Origin of the sequence: Shewanella psychrotolerans, from assembly GCF_019457595.1 — a bacterium.
Classification (GTDB): Bacteria; Pseudomonadota; Gammaproteobacteria; order Enterobacterales; family Shewanellaceae; genus Shewanella; species Shewanella psychrotolerans.
On sequence record NZ_CP080419.1, the window covers coordinates 1,623,431 to 1,644,092 of the forward strand.

Consider the following 20,662-nt stretch of genomic DNA (forward strand, 5'->3'; position numbering starts at 1 on the left):
AATGAAAAGAGTCGTGATCACCGGACTTGGCATAGTTTCAAGTATTGGTAATAACAAGCAAGAAGTCACCGAGTCACTTAAGGCTGGACGCAGTGGTATTACCCACTCGGATCAGTTTGAAGAAATGAAGCTTCGTAGCCATGTTTGGGGCGACATTAAGTTGGACCCTAAAGAGCATATCGATCGTAAAGCATTGCGCTTTATGGGAGATGCCGCTGCTTATGCGTATATCGCTATGGAGCAAGCCATCGCCGATGCGGGTCTGACAGAAGAGCAGTATTCTAATCATCGTGTTGGTATTATCGCTGGTACGGGTGGCGCATCATCTGCCAACCAAGTTCAAGCCGCTGATACCTTGCGTGAGAAGGGGGTTAAGCGTGTTGGTCCCTATATCGTGCCTCGCATTATGTCGAGCACCGCAAGTGCTTGTCTCGCTACCCCTTTTAAGATTAAAGGCATGAACTACTCAATTAGTTCGGCTTGTGCAACGAGCGCGCACTGTATTGGCCATGCTGTTGAGCTTATCCAGATGGGTAAACAGGATATGGTCTTTGCCGGTGGGGCTGAAGAGGTCGATTGGACTCTGACTATGGGCTTTGATGCCATGGGCGCACTGTCGACAAAATACAATGATGAGCCAACTAAGGCGTCTCGTACCTATGATGCAGACCGTGATGGTTTCGTGATCTCAGGTGGTGGCGGGATCGTGGTTGTCGAAGAGCTTGAGCATGCACTCGCTCGCGGCGCTAAGATCTATGCCGAAGTGATTGGTTATGGCGCATCATCTGATGGCTACGACATGGTTGCTCCATCTGGTGAAGGCGCTGTACGTTGTATGCAGATGGCGCTTGCGGATGTGGATACGCCAATCGATTACATCAACACTCACGGTACTTCTACACCTGTTGGCGATATGCGTGAGCTAGAAGCTTTGGCCGAAACCTTTGGTGACAATCTGCCAGCTATCGCGTCAACCAAGTCTCTGACTGGCCACGCGTTAGGCGCGGCGGGTGTGCATGAGGCTATCTATAGCCTGATCATGATGGAGAATAGCTTCATCGCGCCAAGTATCAATATCGATAATGTCGATGAAAAAGCTGCAGGCATGCCGATTGTTACCGAATATCGTGATGCAGAGCTAAACACGATTATGAGCAACAGTTTTGGTTTTGGTGGCACAAACGCTACGTTAGTGATGCGCAAATATAAGTAACTTCTATAAGCTGCATCAGCTTTGAGGTTATTAAAAAAGGGAAGCGAATGCTTCCCTTTTTTTATTTAATGTCAATAACTCACTCTGAAAGCGATTATTGTGCGTTTAGCTGCTGACCAGTGATATCCTTTGAGTCATCACCCATCAAGTACAGGTAGGTTGGCATGAGCTCTTCTGGGGTTTTTAGTGTCTGTGGGTTTTCAGCGGGATATGCATTGGCGCGCATCTTGGTTCGGGTTGCGCCCGGATTAATACTGTTAGCGCGCAGATTAGTACCTTGATATTCATGAGCGATTGATTGCATCATGCCTTCTGTCGCAAATTTGGATATAGCGTATTCGCCCCAGAATGCACGACCTTGTCGACCAACACTGCTAGAAGTGAAGATGAGTGATGCCAAAGGTGCTTTTTTCAATACAGGTAATAGTGCTTTAGTCATTATGATCTCTGCGATTAGGTTTACCTGCATCACCTCTTTAACCGAATCTATCGATATATGCTCAAATGGTCCAAGGACTCCAAGAAGACTGGCGTTATGTAATAGTCCATCAAGGTGGCCAAACTGCTGCTCAATTGTCTCTGCCATATCGATATAGTGCTGTTCCGTTGCACCTTTGAGATCGAGCGGAACGATGGCTGGGGTGGGGTATCCCGCTTGTTCTATTTCATCATAAACGGATTCAAGCTTACTTACGGTTTTGCCTAATAGAATAACCGTCGCACCATGTTCAGCATATGCCAATGCAGCGGCGCGTCCAATGCCATCACCTGCACCAGTAACTAGAATTGTTTTACCTTTTAATAAATCTTTTGCTGCCTGATATTCCAACATGAGTCAATTTTTCCTATTAGCGGAATTTCCCGCCATTTCTATGATTTATTCGAGCCTGAAACGATTGTTTTAAACAAATGATTAATTAACCGCCGATTATCCATCTTTCGCTTGTGACAAATTTGTAGCTAACTCGATAATTTTACGTTAACTTGAAAAGCGTTAGGGACTAAAAAGTCCTTATTGGTCACACAAGGAAGACTATTGTGACCAATTTTTGGGGAAAACAAAATTATTACAACAAGATTTGGGGAAAAAAGATGAAAAGACTCTTTTTGGGTGTCGCAATTGCATCCGCGTTGGGAATGGCAGGTTGTAGCGAAGACAGTGTTGATGAACTCGTTGATAAGACCGAACCGCTGATCCCTCAATCACGTATGGTGTTCGATCCTGCTAATAGTAAAGTTCCTTTACCAAATGATCTCCTCTTTAGTGGCACGACAGATGGTACCTTGTCTATGCCTGGTGAAATGGCCGACGGCACTAGCGATTATACTGATCCTCAAATGGCGCTCGGTGCCCTCGATGGTTGGTCTACCACATCTCCAATTTCAATTACAGTTGAACCAGCGACCGATCACGACGGCAATAAGTTAACTCTTGCAGCTGCATCCGTGTTTCAACCTGGTGCAGTGCGTATGTTTGAAGCCACAGTAGGTGGTCCATTGTCGAGTGACCCTGAGTGCCAATCTGCACCATCAGTGTCAGCGTGTAAAGTCGGTGCCGAATTACAGTTTGGTGTTGATTTTGTGTCTAAAGCCTCTGGCAACACCATTGCGATTGTGCCATTAAAGCCACTTAAGGCTGGGCAATCGTATGTCTATGCGACGACGAGTATGATCCAAGATTCTGAAGGGCGTGCAATAGCACCATCTTCAACTTATGGCTTATTGAAATTAGATATAGAGACTAAGCCATTAGAAACCCCTGAGCAGTTAATGCTGCAAACGTTAGTCAATAGCTATGAGAAGGGCATTGCGGAAGCTCACGGTGTTGATAGCGCAACGATAAGCTACGCTGGGTTGTTTACCACTCAGGCCATTAGTGATGTTTATGAAACCAGTAAGCTATTAATGTTACAAGAGGGCTCGCCATTTGCTCCTTCAATGACAGTACCTAAGCCACATCCGTTAGGTCTTACCGTCGCCCAGGCTGCAGGTTTGACGGAAGCCGATGGCCTTGCTTATGTCGTATCAAGCCTTGCTGATGTTTATGTGGCGCAGCTGACGTTACCAACCTATGGGCAGTGTAACTCTGTAAGGTGTGCTGGCAGTATCGATGATGAATGGAGCGTTGGCAGGAATGGTAATTGGAAAGCATTAGGCGATAGCCCTGTGTCTGTATTGTTAGCACTTCAGTCTGGCACCATGAGCCAACAAACCTACGGTGCTCAAGCCATCGGCTATGGTATCGATCCTGCTGCGGGTATAGCAAACCCTGCATTACTCGCTGGTAAAACGTGGTTATTAGATGATGGTACTGCAGCAGATAAAGCGAAACATCTGACTAAATTTAATCCGATCCCGGTACCAACGGGGAGCGAAACTGTACCAGTACTCATCTCTATGCCAAATGCAGAGAGATTAGCCGCTTTTTATGCTGCACAAGGTTTACCCTTTACACCTCCTGCTGCAGGTTGGCCGACAACAATTGCCATGCATGGTTTAGGTGGCGGTAAAGAGATGTCTCTAGCTTACGCGGGCAGCTATGCAGCAATGGGTCTGGCAACTGTTGCTATCGACATGCCGCTTCACGGTGCACGTTCATTTGATGCTAATGGCGATGGTACCTATGAAGTCTCGGCGACAGACCCGTCATATGGCACTGTTGTCGGGACGCCAGATGCATTTACAAATGGAAGTCCACTCGTCTTTATCAACATCGGCAGTACCTTGTCGATTAGAGATAATTTCAGACAAGCGACCGTCGATCATTTAGGTCTTCGTGCGGCACTTACAGGGTTAGCTGGCGGCCTTGCGGCGGCGCAGATGCCGCAGATGTTCGATATTACTAAAATTAGCGCACAAGGTTTGAGTCTTGGGGCGATCGTCGGAACTGACTTTGCGACCTATGCCAGTACTGGTCTCATACACCCAGAAAACGGTGCAGATTTAAGCTATGTGCATAAGCTTAATGCTGTGTCATTGGTTGCTCCTGCTGGTGGTGTAGCCGGTGCTTTTATTGGCTCAGCGACTTTTGGTCCTGTATTATTTAGCCGTGTTGCTGCTACAGATACGTTTCAAGCTTTAGTGAATGAAGCCAATAAGAACACAAACTATGAACCAGGTTCGCCTGAATATGCTGCGCTTGTTCAGACGGTATACGCAGAGTTCCTGCCGACGTTTGCGTTTGCAGTGCAAACGGCTGTTGATGGAATGGACCCAATTAACCACGCTGCAGCGTTAAAGGCGACAGGCTTGCCTGTTCATTTAATTGAAATTGCTGGTGACGGTAGCAACTTACCAGATCAAGTATTACCTAATAGCGTTGAGAACTTCCCTGTTTCAGGTACAGAGCCGTTAATTGCTAATCTTGGTCTTGAGTGTGTCGATACCACTACAGCAGGTTCGGGTGCGGTACGCTTTAGTAAGGGTCATCATAGTTCAATCGTGAGCCCAAGTGAGATCCCTAGTGTTACCGATGGCAAAGCTGCAGCTGCCACGGTTGAAATGCAACAGCAGGTAGCTGCATTTGCATTAACTGCGGGCAAAGAGCTGGCGAATATTCTGGTTCAGGATAAGTCTGTGATCCTTCCTTGCCAATAATCTTTATCTGTTAGTGATTAAAAGCCCAGCGATTGCTGGGTTTTTTTATTGCTGCGTTTGTTATTCAAAGCAGTGCTGATAGAATAGCGGCCAATTATTTATACATATTAGATCGGCTTAAAACGGAGCTTATTTTGGAATTTTTGTACGAGTACGGATTGTTTCTGGCTAAAGCGATAACCATAGTGGTCGCGATTGCAGCTGTAGTCATCATTGTTTTGGCTTCTGCTGTGAAGCAAAAGGCCGATAAGGGCGAGCTTAGGTTGACTAATTTGTCTGAAGATCTTAAATCGCTTAAGCATGATTTAAAGGAAGAGTTACTGTCAAAGAAGCAGTTTAAAGTTTATGAGAAAGCCTTAAAAGCAGAAGAGAAGGCCAAAGAGAAGGCTCAAGGTGAATCCGCTGCTGTACCTCGAGTGTTTGTCGTTGATTTTAAGGGAAGCATAGATGCAGGTGAAGTCGCATCTCTTCGTGAAGAGATCAGTGCCATTTTAGCGATAGCAGAGGCTGGTGATGAGGTGATTGTTAACGTTGAAAGCGGTGGCGGCATGGTGCATGGCTATGGATTGGCATCAAGCCAGCTTGATCGCTTGAGAAACGCAAATATTCCTTTGACCATCTGTGTCGATAAGGTGGCTGCCAGCGGTGGATATATGATGGCGTGTGTGGCTAATAAAATCTACGCCGCGCCTTTTGCAATAGTCGGTTCTATTGGTGTGGTTGCCCAAATCCCTAACTTTAATCGTTTGCTAAAAAAGCATGATATCGATTATGAGCAGCATACAGCGGGCGACTTTAAGCGTACGTTAACTGTGTTTGGAGAAAACACCGATGAAGGGCGTGAAAAGTTTCAGCAGGAGCTAGAAGAGACTCATGTGCTGTTTAAAGCCTTCATCGCTAAATACCGTCCAGAACTCGATATTGCTAAGGTCGCAACTGGTGAGCATTGGTATGGCCAACAAGCGTTAGAGTTGGGATTGATCGATGGTTTATCGACCAGCGACGATATAGTCATGAATCTTGCCAAAGACAAAACTGTGATAAAAGTGCGTTACCAGCTGAAGAAAAAGTTAGCCGATAAAATCGCCCACGGTGCGTCTCTTTGTATCAATGCCGTTTTTAACCGTATGGCAGAGAAAAACCAGCCGATGAGCTAGTGATTTTGTCTAGTTATAGCGAATAAACCCAATTAAAAACCCACATCGTGTGGGTTTTTTATTATACTAATCAGTATAATAAACTGATCTGCCCAGCGTTTTTGGGTAACTAATTCAAGTTAATGGATGATGGAATAGTTGCACCCTTGCGAGGGAACCCGACCTAGAAGTTGGCAGGTAAACAGCACACCTAGCAGGCGAGTTTTAACGCTTCCTATTGTGTTAACGAGCTTGAACTTAGTTCAACTATGTTCAAGCTCGTTGTCATCACTAAGGTCCTGTATGTTCCCAGTATACTTAAGACATTCTTTTCATCCCTAAAGATCAGACGTTGTAAATGCCCTTAATCCACGAAGGAAGAGATTCAGAAGGTCGAGTGACACATGGAGCCGTTACCGAGGAGCAATTAATAAGGGCTTGCTTCAGAAATGTTAGATTCTCGCAGGAGTACCACACCTTTATACAGATAGAGGTGAGTGTTAACTGCGAGTTGATAGAACAAGTAGTTGTGATCCCAACGTTATTGTTGATACGTATCTAACCAAGGTTGGACAAAGTCGGCAATTTGCGGTTGTGCATCTTCATTTGGATGGATACCGTCGGCCTGCATCAGTTCGGGGTGAATAGCAATCTTGGTCATGAAGAACGGCATTAAGGTGATGTCATGCTCAACGGCTAGGTCTTTATATACTTGAGAAAACATCTTGGCATATCGTGGGCCATAGTTAGGTGGAACCATGACCTCACTTAACAAGACTTTTGCACCAGACTGTTTGGAAGCCGTGATCATTTTTGTAAGATTTTCTTTCAGTTGTTTGGGTGAGAAGCCTCGGAGGCCATCGTTGCCACCTAGCTCAATTAGCACCACTTTTGCTTGGGTTGACTCAAGCAGCGCGGGTAATCTGCGGGATCCGCCTGCAGATGTTTCACCGCTAACTGAGCCATTAATGATGGTGACATTTGGCATTTTTTTCTGTAACAGGTGTACCCAACCTTTGTCTTGCTCCATGCCATAACTTGCACTTAGGCTATCACCTAAGATTAATATCGGGTTAGCATGGGCTGGAACAATGTTTAGCATCATAGCCACGCCCAAAAGGCTAAGTACATTACTAAAACGATGAGTGAATAAGGATTTTATGTCAGATAATAGAGCTATCACGGTTAATAATCTCATTAAGTCAGTGGCTACCCAAGAAGGAGAGCTTACTATCCTCAACGGCATTAACATGGATGTCAAGTTAGGTGAAAGTGTCGCCATCTTAGGCCCTTCTGGTTCGGGTAAGTCAACGTTACTGGGATTACTCGCAGCACTGGACTCTCCTACATCGGGTGATATTTATCTAGATGGTAGTGCGCTTCATGGTCTCAACGAGGAAGGCAAAGCGGCGCTCCGAAAGCAAAAGGTAAGCTTCATTTTTCAATCATTTATGTTAGTTGACACCTTAAACGCGTTAGAGAATGTGATGTTACCTGCCGAACTCTCTGGTATTGAGCGAGCGAAAGAGAAAGCGGAGGCAATGCTAGAGCGAGTGGGCTTAAGTCATCGCTTGACCCATTTTCCCAACCAACTCTCAGGGGGGGAGCAGCAGCGAGTGGCTATCGCTAGGGCATTTATTTGTGAGCCTAAAGTGTTGTTTGCCGATGAGCCTACGGGAAATTTAGATGGCGCAAATAGCGAAAAAGTCGCTGACATGTTGTTTGAGCTTAATCGAGAGAGTGACACGACCCTAGTCTTGGTCACTCATGACTTACAGCTAGCGAGTCGCTGTGAGAGACAGTTTTCGATGCAAGCTGGAAAGTTAACTGAGTCGAAAAAGGACGACCAGATAGATGATAAAGGTCATCTGCAGCACTCTTCAGCGGCGTTGACGGAGGCGACTTAATGGAAAAGCGTATTGCCTGGAAACTGTTTAAACGCGAGTTATTTCAAGGTCAACTTTTGTTGATTATTTTGGCCATTACCCTAGCGGTATTATCTGTCACAGGCCTTGCTCGCGTGAGTGAAAGATTGCAGATCGCCATTAACGGTCAGGCATCTAAGTTCATCGCTGCCGATCGCATTATCAATTCACCTACGCCCATTGATCCCACTATTGTGACCACAGCCCAATCAATGGGATTAAAGCATGTGGCGAGTATGCAGTTCAATTCTATGGCCTTTGCCAATGATAACTTTCAGTTGATCACGGTTAGGGCGGTTGGGCAAGGATATCCGTTAAAAGGGAAAATCGAGCTGTCGACAGGGGTTACAGATACATTACCTCAAGCTGGCACGCTTTGGTACGAGACTCGCCTTGGTGGAATATTGGCTTATCCAAAGTCGCTTGAGGTTGGCAATGCAGAGTTTAGTCTTAGCGCCGAAATCGCCAGATTGCCTGATGCGGGGTTCAATCCTTTCGCATCGTCTCCCGTGGTCTTGATGCGTTTAGAAGATGTCGACAAAACGGGTGTAATTCAACCTGGCAGTCGAGTGAGCTACATTCATCAGTTTGCCGGTGAAGAGTCGCAACTTAAAACATTTGAAGCTACCGTTAAGCCGTTACTGAATAATAGCCAGCGCTGGGTCGATGTCCAATCAGGTGATTCCCCTATCGCCAGTGCTGTGAAGCGGGCGGAGCGTTTTCTCCTCTTGGCGAGTTTACTCGGTATCGCATTAGCGTGTGCCGCCATTGGTATTGCAGCTCAGCGATACTGTCAGCGCCACTTTGATGTGGTCGCGATGTTGAAAACGTTCGGCGCTTCTAGCAAGCAGATCCGTATTTTATTTGGTTTACATCTGCTGTTCGTCACCGGGTTAGGGATTGTGTTGGGGCTGATTGGTGGATTGGCGTTAGATGCCCTTATCACAGCGTATTTGCCTCAGGCTATCGCCGATTATGGCGCGCCGTTGGCGAGGCCACTGTTGCTCGGTGTCGCAACCGGACTTATCTCTGCCTTTATGTTTTCGGCTTATCCGTTAATGCGCTTATTATCAATCCCGCCACTGCGGGTATTACAGCGTCAGTTGGAAGGGCTTCAGTTAGGGATGTGGTTGCACCTATTGCTGAGTTTGGCTGCCATGGCGTTACTGGGTTATCTCTATTCGCAAAGTCTTGCGCTAACGATGACGGTTGTCGCAGGCGTGCTGTTGTTAGGTGTCTTGCTGAGTCTATTTGGTTTCTTGTTAATCAGAGCCGGCCATAGTGTTGGTATGAAGACCACCAACCCATTACAGCTTGCGTTAGCGGGACTTAGGCGCCGAGCAAAGCAAAATGCGGTGCAGTTGGTCGGTTTTAGTAGTGCCTTGGTATTGTTACTTACCATTATCGCACTGCGTCAGGATCTATTGGATGAATGGCAAAAGCAGCTACCAGCGCAATCGCCTAACTACTTTTTGGTGAATATCTCGCCCGATGAGCAGCAGCCGTTAACAGACTATTTTAGTCAAAATGATATTAACGCCACAGATATTTACCCAGTGATCCGTGGTCGTTTAGTGGAGATCAATGGCGAAACGCTTATCTCTTCTGAGCAAGCCGAGGAAGGCGTGGAAGGACGAGTCGGGATCTCTCGCGAATTAAACTTGACGTGGCGCGATGATCTGCCGCCAAATAACGACCTACTCGAAGGCACTTTCAATCAAGCTGCTGATGAGGTGTCTATTGAGTCTGGTGTCGCTGAGCGTCTTGGGGTTGGTATAGGTGACTCGCTAACTTACATTATTGATAATCAAAGGCTAACGGTGAAAATTACCAGTGTGCGTGGTGTACATTGGGAAACGCTACAACCTAACTTCTTTATGATATTCAGCCAAGAGGCGCTAGCACCGTTTGCGTATACTTCAATGGCAAGCTTTTATCTTGAGGATAGCCAAAAGCATCTTGTGCTCGATCTGATTAAAGGGTTTCCTACGGTATCGATTATCGATGTGGGGGCCATGGTCAAGCAGCTCAGGCAGATCATCGATCAAGTCTCTTTGTCATTGACCCTGGTACTCGTACTGGTGTTACTGGCGAGCAGCTTAGTGATGATAGCGCAAACAGAGGCGGGGATGGCAACACGTCAGCGAGAACTGGCCGTGCTCAGAACGTTTGGCGCGTCAGGTTGGCTGCTAAGAATGGCAACAGCACTGGAATTTGCCTTGTTAGGTGTCATTTCTGGAATATTAGCGGTTATTGTTGCCGAATTTACCCTTTATTTGTTGAAAACCCAGGTGTTCGAATTAGTGGTCTATATGCACTGGAATTGGTGGGTGTTAGCACCGCTGAGTGGCGCATTGATCGTTGCATTACTGGGAACCTGGCGATGTCGTCAGCTGTTGCAAAAATCATGTAGCGAGTTGTTAAGCGCTTAATTTAATTAAAAAAACCAGCTAATCGACACAAGGATTAGCTGGCTTTTTTGTGTTTAATATTGAATAGCGATTCGCTTGAGAGCCTAATACTCGTGATTATTGTTCGGCGAATAACTGTTTAAATGCGCTATCAATGTCTGGGTACTTAAAATGATACCCAGCCTCTAATGCTCTGTTTGGATAGACATATTGGCCTTCAAGTAATAGCTCAGAGAGTTCTCCAAGCGCGATATTGAGTGCTGCTGCAGGCATGGGGAGAAACGTTGGTCGGTGTAATGCGCTGCCCAGAGACTTGGTAAACTCACGATTACTGACAGGGTTTGGCGCCGTGCCATTATAGATCCCCTGGCATTGATTGTTCTGAAGCAGAAATAGGAACAAGCCAATCAGATCCTCTTGATGGATCCAGCTCATGCCCTGTTTCCCGTTACCAATAACCCCACCTCCACCCAGTTTGAAAGGCAGTAGCATTTTTTTGAGTGCGCCGCCTTTAAGACCAAGCACTAAGCCGATTCGAACGATGCAAACACGAGTATATTCACTCGCTTCCTGCGCTGATTCTTCCCATCTGGCACAAACGCTGTGGGTAAATTTCTCCTCTTGGCCGGTTTCTTTAAAATGGGCCAAGCTGAAGTGTTCGTCTATCTTGGTATTGGCGTCATGATCCCCATAGATACCAATGGCAGAACCACTGACAAATACCGCTGGAGGTGTTTTACTCACCTTAAACAGCTCCACTAATCTCGCTGTGATATTCCAGCGGCTGTGACAAATTTTTTGTTTTTGTTCAAGCGTCCAGCGTTTGTCCGCTATGGGTTCACCCGCGAGATTGATAACGGCATCGAAGCCATCTAATGACGTTAGCGCACCTAAATTACCCAATAGTTTGTGATGCGAGCCAAGTTCAAGGTGTGCTTTTCCCGCAGAGCGAGTCAGTAGGGTTAGCTCGTTTCCTTGACTTAATGCATTGACGAGCTGTTTTCCAATAAAACCCGTGCCACCGGTGATGAGTATTTTCATTTTGACTCCACTTTTCCTTGGGGATATCAAAAATATACACTAACAAACCAAGTTAGGATCATATTTAGTTAGGTAATTGTTTCGGAGATTATTCAGACTGCCATCGGCTCGCCGTCAGTTTGATTTAGCGAGCTAATGGATATAATTACCAATAACAGGAGAATTACCTGTTGTAATGGCCTTTACTGTAACAAAGTTGCATAGAGACAGAATCAGCAAACCTTAATGCATGGGGCTTGTCAATTTCGACTTTGGCAACATCAACCCATTCATGCTCACAGGTGATGCTGAGTACTTGGTCGGTTAAATGCTCAAGTAATGAAAAGCGATTGTTTTCAACCAAAGCGATGATTTTTTTAGTAATCGTGCGATAATTTAATGCGTCTTCCATGTTGTCACTATTTCGGGCTTTGGACGCACAGTAATGAATTTCGGCATTAATGGTGACATCTTGCTTATTATTTATTTCATCTTCTTTTATGCCAATATAGGTGCGTAGGCGTAAATTTTTGATGCGGATGATGGCTATTTCAGGATTCATAAGCGTTAGGGTATTTTTGTTAGGTGAGTTAAGCCTATCAACTTTATGAGTAACTCAGAAGGACTTTATTTAGATGACTCGATTTGAAAACCAAGGTGTCGCGTTAAAAGGATTTGCGATCATGGCGTTTATTGTTGTGATCCTTGCAGGGATAAAAGCTGCGAGCCCAATAGTGGTTCCCTTTGTACTGTCAGCTTTCATTGCGGTGATCTGTAATCCCGCCATCAATGGGATGACACGGCTGCGTATTCCTAGGTTACTTGCCGTTATGTTGATGATGATTGTTATTGTGTTAATGGGATTATGGTTGGCTTCGTTAGTTGGGAGCTCTATCAACGAGTTTTCGCGGCAATTGCCGGTTTATCGAGGCCAGCTTGTGGAGCAATTCGCATGGATATTAACCAAGCTGCGGACCTTTAATATCGACCTGTCTCGTGAACAGATCCTTGCCTATTTTGATCCTGGTGCTGCACTGTCGATGACGACAAATATGTTGTCTAGTGTCGGTGGGGTGATGGCCAATCTGTTTTTGATCATATTAACCATTGTTTTTATGCTTTTTGAAGCTGAAGATTTACCCAAAAAATTACATTTCGCTCTAGATGATCCTGATATGCGCCTTAAGCAGATCGACAAGTTTTTGCATTCAGTGAATCAATATATGGTGATTAAGACGTTAGTCAGTTTGGGGACGGGGTTAATTGTTGGGATCGGTTTAGCTATTATTGGTGTTGATTATGCGCTTTTATGGGGTGTAGTCGCATTTCTCTTTAACTATATTCCTAACATTGGTTCCATCATTGCGGCAATTCCTGCCGTATTACTCGCGTTTATTCAGATGGGGCCAGCAGCTGCTGGTGGAACCGCGCTGTTGTATTTCGGTACGAATATGGTGATGGGAAATGTAGTAGAGCCTAGATATATGGGGCGTGGATTGGGCTTGTCGACCTTAGTGGTGTTTCTATCATTGATTTTTTGGGGGTGGTTACTCGGCTCCGTCGGTATGCTGTTATCGGTCCCTCTCACCATGATTGTAAAAATAGCATTAGAATCGAGTCAAAGCGGGCGCTGGTTAGCAATATTGTTGGCCGATAATGTTGATGATCTGGTGCCTGAAACATCCAAAGAAAATGTGCTCGAAGAGCAACAAGAATCTTAATACTGACAAGGGTTATTTACGTTAATGCAGTTATTTGCTAAAGCATTACAAGGTGTCACTCTATGTGATGAAGCTGAGCGTCTATTTCATGGACGTGGCGGTATGTATGATGGATGTGAGCATTTATGTTTAGATTGGTTTCCTCCCGTATTGTTACTCACGAGTTTTAAATCCATTGAGCAAGATGAAGTCGATTTCTTGACGGAATGTATTACTCAGCGTTGGCGACAGCTCAAGGGGGAGCGCAAACTCAATCTTGTGTTTCAACATCGCTGTGGCGGGCAGACTCAGACGCACCTCTTGCAAGGAGAGGTCCCAGAACCTCATTATGTCGATGAAAATGGTGCTCAGTTTCAAGTTCATCTTTTGCGTGGTCAAAATCATGGTTTGTTTCTTGATATGCGCGCAGGCCGAGCTTGGGTTAAGCAGCATTCAAAGCAACGTAAAGTGCTAAATCTATTTGCTTATACCTGTGGTTTTTCGGTTATGGCACTGCAAGGTGGTGCTGATGAGGTGGTGAATATCGATATGAGCAAAGGCGCACTATCGATAGGTAAACAGAATCATCTGCTCAATGGCTTTGGTCACGGCGCGCGGTTTTTAGGTCATGATATTTTTAAGTCTTGGGGTAAGCTAACCAAGTTTGGTCCTTATGATCTGATTGTTGCTGACCCACCGAGTAATCAGCGTGGTAGCTTTGTCGCCACTAAGGATTACGCCCGTTTACTTAAACGTCTCCCCAGTTTATTGGCAGAGCAGGGGGATCTGCTGTTATGTTTAAATGCACCTGAGCTTGATATTGCTTTTTTAAAACAACAGGTTGAGGAGCAGAGCCCTTCATTGATGTTTATCGAGCAGTTAGCTAATCCAGAGGTGTATTTTGATAAGGACCCTAATAAAGCCCTTAAAGTGCTTCGTTACCAACATAAGCCAACTTAAATCGTGCATATAGGTTGACATTGCTAGCTATGGGCTTGTGAGGGAGAGATTAAGCGCAAGTGCCATAGAGCTCTTATGGAACGGTGACATTTCATGAGCACTATGGCTAATTTTCTTTGGACATTTTCAGATTAAAATCCCAAAAACTCATTAAGAACAGAGGTACCATGTGACTCAATAAGTTGAGCGACCAAATGATGATCTGGACTTTTTAATGCTGATATTTCGTTGAAGAGTTTATCTTGCACATCGAACGGCATCGACATCGAATCCATGAACATGTGGATCGATAATATATCCCCTTTATGAAACAGGTCGACTAAGGTTTTTGCTTCAAATTCTACGAGTGTATTCATTTTCCACCTCTCAATAACCAGTATTGTGAAACCGCAGCCGATGGAATCGGTTCAATTTCAGCTCACCAGTCATCTATGCCTTTCACTTTACAGTTCAGTCTACATTTTTTAAATTTATGAAATTAAGCTTATGTTTTTATTGAATAGTTATCCATTTAAATAATCTTGCGACACTTTTAGTTAAAGTGAATCTGTCATTTTTCGCCAACTATTAAGCCCTATATTTTGTAAGCCATTGTTAGCTGGCCTTTGAGTGTGCTTTAAAATTCAGCCTTTTATCTAACGTTGTTAGCGGCTTGACTTAAGTACAATCGTCTTGATGGTTTAACTCTTGCCTATGTAGATTTCAAGGATTCGATTTGTGAGGATGGATAGGGCGACCGTTTGAAGTGTTTTTAGAACTTTAAATTTTATTAACTCTATTTTTAAGTGCTGGATGGGATTAAAAACTGAAAGACTTTCATATTTCCAATCTTAAAACACCATATTTCATCGTTTTTTGAATGTTTTTGGTTTCATTTTTGAAAGTTTTCTGTAAGTTTGCTTTTTTTGATGATATTATCTCACACAGTTAGTTTGCTGGTAGGCAGATTAATACCTAAGGCTAAATGCATAAAAAAAGCATGCCTGTACCCTACTTAATATCTGGAGTCGTTATGGAAGCTCGTGATTACGAAAGCGCATATTACCAAGTACAAGATGATGTTCTTGAGTCATTACCCGTGGAGATGGACGAAGAGGCGTATGTAGACTGATTTACAGCCTAAATCGCTGGCAGATGAGGTAAACGTTTTATTGAAATTTCATCTGACTTTAGATAAAAAATAGCAACCCTTAGGTTGCTATTTTTATGCCTGCAAAACTTTAATTACGATTGCCTTTTTCTGGCATTATCTCAACGATCATCCATCGGTTTTTCACTTTGCGTAACCGAATGGTGCGATCATCAATCCAATCTTCGCTGCCTCTTATTCCTGTCAGTTTTACAATAACGGTGACATCTTTAGTAAATTTGCGGAAGAAGTCGATATCAATCTCTTCAATTTCAAGGGTAACGTCAGTCATTGTTAGGTTAAGTACATGTCGTTGCACTGCTGAAGCGATGTAATAGTGCGACAGCACTTCTTGCATGGGTTCATCGACAAACTGTTTGGCTTGTTCAACGTTTCTGTCGACATAGATAGCTTGAAAGAATCCTAACGATACTTGCTCAGGTGATTGTAAGCCGTTCATTGTTTCTGATTCTTGGCTACAGCCAGTAATTAAGACTGCCAGTATAAAAAGGATATATTTCATATATTTCAACAACAGGGATTTGATATTAGTATCGCGATTATACTCATACTTATCAAGGGAGAAAAATGGCTATGGATGGAACATCTTGGACAGAGAAGAGATGAGTATTAATAAGATGCGGTTTATGGAATAGGCTATTTTCGTTTTTTTCGCGGTGCAGCGCTTAATTTTTCTTGACTTAAATTACCAGATCCGTCATATCTGAATAAGTCATCTAGTATGGTTATCCACAGAATCTGTGGACAACTATGTTGAAGAGTAGATGCATAACTCTTAAGTCATTGAGCTTAATTGTTATTTTTTTCTGGTCAAATTTTGACGCATTAGCGCTTTTGGGGATATTTTAACCAATTTACTTATTGGTATAAGCGACCCTAAGCCCATCCTAGGCTGGCAATATCTAAGGCCTGACCTCCCATTCCACTTGAGAAGTACTGTGGTGAAGTGAGACAAGTGCATGTTTCACTTTAGACCCTATTATTTCAGTGTCATTACCATATTAGGGTCTATTTACATTAACAAAATTTGATTTTTTGTTCAGTAAAACAAGTTAATCTTGTGGTTTAAGTTTGCAGCGCAATAACGTGTGCCCTAAACCGATATTATCTATATCTTCATCTATATAAAGTCCTGCTTGGGAGATCAATTTAAGCATCTCTTTCGAGTGATACATACGGCTGTTGCCGTTAGCCATGGCGGTAAAGTAGAGAGAGGTTGCATTTACACAGTAAGCGCCAGCTTCAAACGGCTGCCTATCCCAATAGGTTTCTAAAATGCATAGCTCGCTACTGGAATGCATATTGGCGGCTGTATTGCGTAAGATAGTGAGAATTTGTTCTTCGCTAAAGCAATCTAAGAACTGACTCATCCAATAGAGATCACCACCAGAACAAAAAGGACTGTTCTCGTCTAAAAGATCACATTCAAAACCGCGAATTCGATCGAGAAGGTTATGTTGCTTTGCGTTGGATAAGGCAACGCGAAGTTGACCGGGTAGATCCATAATAGTGACAATGACATCGGTATCATAAGTGGTACAGGCAAGCGCCCATTTACCCGTATTTCCACCAATATCCACAATGGATTTAGGTTTATTCTTAAAAATTAATGGTAGCAATGCATCAAATGCGTGATCAGAATAATAGTGGTCAAAGTCAAACCAGCTTTTTTTAACTTGCTTGGGTAGCTCGCTTAAACTTGGATAGATAGTTGGCCAATCTCCAAAGGTTTTAAGGCCGTTGGCTTTTCCTTCAACTAGCGAAGACTCTAGTTCAAACAGGCCTTGATAGCAGACATCATGGATGAAATTGAGGTTCGTTTGCGCCATGTTGTCGTGAAGCATGAAATGGCCAATTTTATCTAGGTGGTACTGTTCACCCTCTTGCCATAGCAATCCCATACTTAAGCCCATATCCAATAGCACGGTTACCGCGTACTCAGACAGATTACAATGAGATGTGATGTGCTCCTTCGTAGCGTTTATGCCGTTTGCACTGTCGATATATTTCAAAATACCGAATTTTAGTAAACAACGTGCAACTTGGAATGCAACTGGGGCGAAGGCTATTTTTTGAGCTTCAAATTTTGCGTCAAATGCGTTGATAGATTTTGGTTTTTGGTAAAATGTCATGGGTAAAGAGGCTCAGTAGGTACGAGATAAACAATTGCTCATTGGACTTTACTCCTATCTTCTACTCGAGGCATCAGGCAAGTTATTGTTACTCGACCTAGCTCTCGAAATTATTAGGGCATGTTGATCTGTTGAGCTGATTGTTGTTCGAGTCAAACGATTTAAGTACGAGTTTCGAGCTAGGTTACCGATCTGCTTAAGTTAAAAAAACTAACTTCGAAGGAAGTAATAGAATAATCAAGATGTAAAACCCTGTGTTGAGGAGTTGCTGCCGTTACGTTATGTCGGGAGAAGAACACATAGATCAGATAGCGAGGCTAGAGGTGTTGCCATTTTAGAAGCCACTTTTAGGCTAATCGTTAAAAAAGGGAACCGCAGCGTTTGTCATCGCGCCGTCGCGTTGGAGGAAAATACGCTCTTGGCTTGGACAACCTATTATTTTAACGATATTAACGATCTCATTAGTGATGCTTTGACTTAGTTTGCCGAAAAAGAAACGTATGCGGAACAATGCACTTGAACAAAATAGTTTTGAGCTATTATAAATTCTTAACCTGGCGGGTAACGAAGTACCTTTAACGTGCTTACCGATAATTTAACGTTTTATATTTGTGAACACATTAAAGCGCTGGTCAGTCACTGAGATGATCGTATACTGGGCGGCCTCCCATGAAGTAGCGCTGCGAAATATACAGTCCTTAGACAAAGCTTTGCCAATTACCATCGAGCAGTGCTTTGTGCAACACGGCTCCTCCCAAGTGATAGTAGAGGCGTATTAAGTTAGGTTTAATTCGTTGGGTTGAGTATCAAATTGCAGTTATCGGTAAATGAGGTGAAGCCCAACTTAATGACATCATTTCTGTTTACATTAACAATATTTTTACCGGCGCAATAAAAAAGCCCTATTAGTTATCTTACCAATAGGGCTTTAATTCATCGCCGAATGTTACTGAACGTTCTCAGCATCTCCAAATTGGCCTTGGAATAGTACTGACGAGAGATAACGCTCTGCTGCTGAAGGTAGAATAACAACGATGTTTTTACCTTCAAACTCAGGCAATGCCGCGATACGGTTTGCTGCGACAACCGCTGCACCAGAAGAGATACCGACTAAAATACCTTCCTCTTTCATTAAGCGTTGTGCCATTTCGATAGCGTCTTCATTGCTTACTGCTTCAACGCGATCAACCATTTCTAAATCTAAGTTACCAGGGATAAAGCCTGCACCAATACCTTGGATCTTATGTGGGCCAGGTTGTACGGTTTGTCCCGCCAATGTTTGCGCGATCACAGGTGAGTCAACCGGTTCTACAGCGACAGAGGTAATGGCTTTGCCTTGGACATTTTTAATATAACGGCTGATACCTGTGATGGTTCCACCTGTACCGACACCTGCGACCACAACATCGACTTCACCGTCGGTGTCGTTCCAGATCTCTGGTCCAGTTGTTTTCTCATGGATCTCTGGGTTTGCAGGGTTATCAAATTGACCGAGGATGAGGTACTTCTCTGGAGCAGATTGGCGAAGCTCTTCTGCTTTATCTATAGCCCCTTTCATCCCTTTAGCGCCTTCGGTAAGCACGAGGTTTGCACCTAGCGCTTTAAGCAATTTACGACGCTCTAGGCTCATGGTATTTGGCATAGTCAGGGTGAGCTTGTAACCACGCGCTGCAGCAACATAAGCTAGTGCGATACCCGTGTTACCCGATGTTGGTTCTATAAGCTCTTTATCTTTAGTGAGTAAGCCTTTTTTCTCAGCATCCCATATCATGTTTGCGCCGATACGACATTTAACGCTAAAGCTTGGGTTACGCGCTTCAACTTTTGCGAGCACCTGGCCGTTGCTAACGCGGTTTAGGCGAACAAGAGGTGTATTACCAATAGTATGTGAATTATCTTCGAAAATTTTACTCATGGATTGCTTGCTCCTTAATTTATACAGCTAAATCATAGTGTGCTTTTGCTGCTTTAGAAATCATAGTTTAATCTTCTTTATTCCATTTAGTTATTAATGATGTGATATCTATCATAATTAGAAAATGTTTAACGCTAGTGTAAAACGGATCGGATTGCTAAGTTAGTGATTAAAAATAGTTTCGTTATTTATATCGTCAAGATATATTGCCGATTTACTCACATGGAGTGGATGCGTGAGCCCGACTAAAGACCCTAAAACAATGGTAACTCCATTTGCATTTAATATTGCGCCTAGCGTGTTGTATACGCCACTAGCCTCACCATTAAAACGTGGCATTGCTATTGCGATAGATGGTTTGTTAATTAGCGTATTGGCCGAGCAGGCTGGTTGGCTATTCATTCTATTGGTTGGTTTAACCCTATTGATTGAGCGTAGAAGCCATCAAATTGGTAAAGCGTTTAAATGGGCGCTCTATTTATCGATGTTGCTGATGACCATTTGGGTTACTAGCGATAATTTGATTGAATATAAACGTGACTCAAACGTTAAAAGCGAATCAATTGACGACCCCATAGGGATACGCGATCCGAGTGTGGCGGCCTCATTAAAAATCTTACCCGATATTTTGGGGTTAACGATGTGTGAAATACGTTCTTGTGCAGACACCAAGCTTGCGACTTTACTGATACGGGTAAATAGCATGTCGATCAGTGTGCAAGAGAAGCGGCAGATGCTGCTGCAGATCATCTCCGAACTTGAGCTTTCTCAAGATGATATTAACGCCTTGTCACAACAAGTCCTAGAGAAGTTTCCTAAAACGCTTGATGCTGAGTCCTCTAAGCTGATAGATGCTCAAGTCGATGCAGATCAGAGCCAGCGGTTGCTGGCCGATACCACTTCTCAATCGACTCGTTCTAAATCCGCTAGCGTTCAATCTACAGATTTAGAATCCACTACTGCTGATTACGCTGAAATATCGAGTACTGCTGAGTTTTCGGTGACGCCAGAAGAGCCAGTAGTTAAAGAGGTGGCTCAACAAGATAATCCTGTTCTTCTGTCGCAATATGATCTAGAGGACAATGACAATGAGAAGCAGCCTTATAGTGTACTCGGATGGGCCAAAGGGTTACTTAATGATCTTGGCTTAGGTTTTGGTTGGGCAGCGTTTTATTTTACCGTGTTTACCGCTTGGTTTGACGGGCAAACATTAGGTAAGAAGTTACTTAATATTCGGGTTATTCAGCTTGATGCCTCGGCTATTTCGCTGTGGGATGCCTTTGGTCGATATGGTGGCTATGGTGCGGGTTTTGCCACAGGCTTACTTGGTTTCTTGCAGATCTATTGGGATGCTAACCGTCAGGCTATCCAAGATAAAATTTCGGCGACTGTGGTGATCGACTTGTCCAAGCAGAAAGTAAGCCCGTCAGAGATCTCAGAGCCTGAACAAGTTGGCTAGATGATGAAAAGTGAAAAAGATGATTGCGCCACGCTCAATCTCGA

General features: G+C 43.9%; 16 protein-coding genes. 8 read left to right on the plus strand and 8 right to left on the minus strand.

Annotation, left to right across the window (positions count from 1 at the left end):
* The first annotated feature begins 1 nt into the window (after position 1).
* Entirely contained in the window at positions 2–1,213 is a 1,212-nt protein-coding gene (gene fabB / locus K0I62_RS07150; RefSeq protein ID WP_220070784.1) for a beta-ketoacyl-ACP synthase I, read from the plus strand.
* Between the two features lie 94 nt (positions 1,214–1,307).
* Here fabB and K0I62_RS07155 read toward each other — a convergent pair whose 3' ends face one another.
* The gene (locus K0I62_RS07155; RefSeq protein ID WP_220070785.1) at positions 1,308–2,045 is read right to left on the minus strand and encodes a YciK family oxidoreductase; all 738 of its coding nucleotides are present in this window, start codon (positions 2,043–2,045) and stop codon (positions 1,308–1,310) included.
* Between the two features lie 260 nt (positions 2,046–2,305).
* Between K0I62_RS07155 and K0I62_RS07160 the strand changes: the two genes are divergently transcribed.
* Both K0I62_RS07160 and sohB read left to right on the plus strand, forming a co-directional pair.
* Positions 2,306–4,810 carry a VolA/Pla-1 family phospholipase gene (locus tag K0I62_RS07160; protein WP_220070786.1) on the plus strand — a complete coding sequence of 835 codons (2,505 nt, stop codon included), beginning with the start codon at positions 2,306–2,308 and terminating at the stop codon, positions 4,808–4,810.
* Positions 4,811–4,944: 134 nt separating this feature from the next.
* Positions 4,945–5,967 (plus strand): protease SohB, encoded by a 1,023-nt coding sequence (gene sohB / locus K0I62_RS07165; RefSeq protein WP_220070787.1) that lies wholly within the window; start codon positions 4,945–4,947, stop codon positions 5,965–5,967.
* A 520-nt stretch (positions 5,968–6,487) separates the two neighbouring features.
* On the opposite strand, the gene K0I62_RS07170 is transcribed toward sohB, so the two are convergent.
* Entirely contained in the window at positions 6,488–7,051 is a 564-nt protein-coding gene (locus K0I62_RS07170) for an arylesterase (protein ID WP_258405105.1), read from the minus strand.
* Between the two features lie 55 nt (positions 7,052–7,106).
* On the opposite strand from K0I62_RS07170, the gene K0I62_RS07175 reads away from it, so the two are divergent.
* Positions 7,107–7,853 carry an ABC transporter ATP-binding protein gene (locus K0I62_RS07175; protein ID WP_220070789.1) on the plus strand — a complete coding sequence of 249 codons (747 nt, stop codon included), beginning with the start codon at positions 7,107–7,109 and terminating at the stop codon, positions 7,851–7,853.
* Positions 7,853–10,303, plus strand: a complete 2,451-nt coding sequence (locus K0I62_RS07180) for an ABC transporter permease (protein ID WP_220070790.1) — start codon at positions 7,853–7,855, stop codon at positions 10,301–10,303. Before K0I62_RS07175 ends, K0I62_RS07180 begins: the two co-directional genes overlap by 1 nt.
* A 96-nt stretch (positions 10,304–10,399) precedes the next feature.
* On the opposite strand, the gene K0I62_RS07185 is transcribed toward K0I62_RS07180, so the two are convergent.
* Positions 10,400–11,323: a TIGR01777 family oxidoreductase gene (locus tag K0I62_RS07185; protein ID WP_220070791.1), complete on the minus strand. Its 924-nt coding sequence runs from the start codon at positions 11,321–11,323 to the stop codon at positions 10,400–10,402.
* Positions 11,324–11,486: 163 nt separating this feature from the next.
* On the minus strand, positions 11,487–11,864 hold the full coding sequence (gene folX, locus K0I62_RS07190; RefSeq protein ID WP_220070792.1) for a dihydroneopterin triphosphate 2'-epimerase: 378 nt from the start codon (positions 11,862–11,864) through the stop codon (positions 11,487–11,489).
* Positions 11,865–11,937: 73 nt separating this feature from the next.
* Here folX and K0I62_RS07195 point away from each other — a divergent pair, with 73 nt between their 5' ends.
* Positions 11,938–13,023: an AI-2E family transporter gene (locus K0I62_RS07195; RefSeq protein ID WP_220070793.1), complete on the plus strand. Its 1,086-nt coding sequence runs from the start codon at positions 11,938–11,940 to the stop codon at positions 13,021–13,023.
* A 24-nt stretch (positions 13,024–13,047) separates the two neighbouring features.
* Positions 13,048–13,962, plus strand: a complete 915-nt coding sequence (locus K0I62_RS07200) for a class I SAM-dependent methyltransferase (RefSeq protein ID WP_220070794.1) — start codon at positions 13,048–13,050, stop codon at positions 13,960–13,962.
* A gap of 131 nt (positions 13,963–14,093) precedes the next feature.
* Here the strand turns inward: K0I62_RS07200 and K0I62_RS07205 are convergent, their stop codons facing one another.
* The 4 genes from K0I62_RS07205 to cysK form a co-directional block, all read right to left on the minus strand.
* A complete protein-coding gene (locus K0I62_RS07205; protein ID WP_220063826.1) occupies positions 14,094–14,318 on the minus strand; it encodes a hypothetical protein in 225 nt (74 codons plus the stop codon).
* A gap of 864 nt (positions 14,319–15,182) precedes the next feature.
* The gene (locus tag K0I62_RS07210) at positions 15,183–15,614 is read right to left on the minus strand and encodes a hypothetical protein (protein ID WP_220070795.1); all 432 of its coding nucleotides are present in this window, start codon (positions 15,612–15,614) and stop codon (positions 15,183–15,185) included.
* Between the two features lie 550 nt (positions 15,615–16,164).
* Positions 16,165–17,244 carry a methyltransferase gene (locus K0I62_RS07215; protein ID WP_220070796.1) on the minus strand — a complete coding sequence of 360 codons (1,080 nt, stop codon included), beginning with the start codon at positions 17,242–17,244 and terminating at the stop codon, positions 16,165–16,167.
* A 946-nt stretch (positions 17,245–18,190) separates the two neighbouring features.
* A complete protein-coding gene (gene cysK / locus K0I62_RS07220) occupies positions 18,191–19,159 on the minus strand; it encodes a cysteine synthase A (protein WP_220070797.1) in 969 nt (322 codons plus the stop codon).
* Between the two features lie 235 nt (positions 19,160–19,394).
* Between cysK and K0I62_RS07225 the strand changes: the two genes are divergently transcribed.
* Positions 19,395–20,618, plus strand: a complete 1,224-nt coding sequence (locus K0I62_RS07225; protein WP_258405106.1) for an RDD family protein — start codon at positions 19,395–19,397, stop codon at positions 20,616–20,618.
* The last annotated feature ends 44 nt before the right edge of the window (positions 20,619–20,662 follow it).

Excerpts from the sequence above, each read along its gene's own strand:
- K0I62_RS07180 (WP_220070790.1), top strand. The coding sequence starts at position 7,853 with ATGGAAAAGCGTATTGCCTGGAAACTGTTTAAACGCGAGTTATTTCAA.
- K0I62_RS07195 (WP_220070793.1), top strand. The coding sequence starts at position 11,938 with ATGACTCGATTTGAAAACCAAGGTGTCGCGTTAAAAGGATTTGCGATC.
- K0I62_RS07170 (WP_258405105.1), bottom strand. The coding sequence starts at position 7,051 with ATGATGCTAAACATTGTTCCAGCCCATGCTAACCCGATATTAATCTTA.
- K0I62_RS07175 (WP_220070789.1), top strand. The coding sequence starts at position 7,107 with ATGTCAGATAATAGAGCTATCACGGTTAATAATCTCATTAAGTCAGTG.
- folX (WP_220070792.1), bottom strand. The coding sequence starts at position 11,864 with ATGAATCCTGAAATAGCCATCATCCGCATCAAAAATTTACGCCTACGC.
- K0I62_RS07205 (WP_220063826.1), bottom strand. The coding sequence starts at position 14,318 with ATGAATACACTCGTAGAATTTGAAGCAAAAACCTTAGTCGACCTGTTT.
- K0I62_RS07210 (WP_220070795.1), bottom strand. The coding sequence starts at position 15,614 with ATGAAATATATCCTTTTTATACTGGCAGTCTTAATTACTGGCTGTAGC.
- K0I62_RS07185 (WP_220070791.1), bottom strand. The coding sequence starts at position 11,323 with ATGAAAATACTCATCACCGGTGGCACGGGTTTTATTGGAAAACAGCTC.
- fabB (WP_220070784.1), top strand. The coding sequence starts at position 2 with ATGAAAAGAGTCGTGATCACCGGACTTGGCATAGTTTCAAGTATTGGT.
- K0I62_RS07215 (WP_220070796.1), bottom strand. The coding sequence starts at position 17,244 with ATGACATTTTACCAAAAACCAAAATCTATCAACGCATTTGACGCAAAA.
- cysK (WP_220070797.1), bottom strand. The coding sequence starts at position 19,159 with ATGAGTAAAATTTTCGAAGATAATTCACATACTATTGGTAATACACCT.
- K0I62_RS07200 (WP_220070794.1), top strand. The coding sequence starts at position 13,048 with ATGCAGTTATTTGCTAAAGCATTACAAGGTGTCACTCTATGTGATGAA.
- K0I62_RS07160 (WP_220070786.1), top strand. The coding sequence starts at position 2,306 with ATGAAAAGACTCTTTTTGGGTGTCGCAATTGCATCCGCGTTGGGAATG.
- K0I62_RS07155 (WP_220070785.1), bottom strand. The coding sequence starts at position 2,045 with ATGTTGGAATATCAGGCAGCAAAAGATTTATTAAAAGGTAAAACAATT.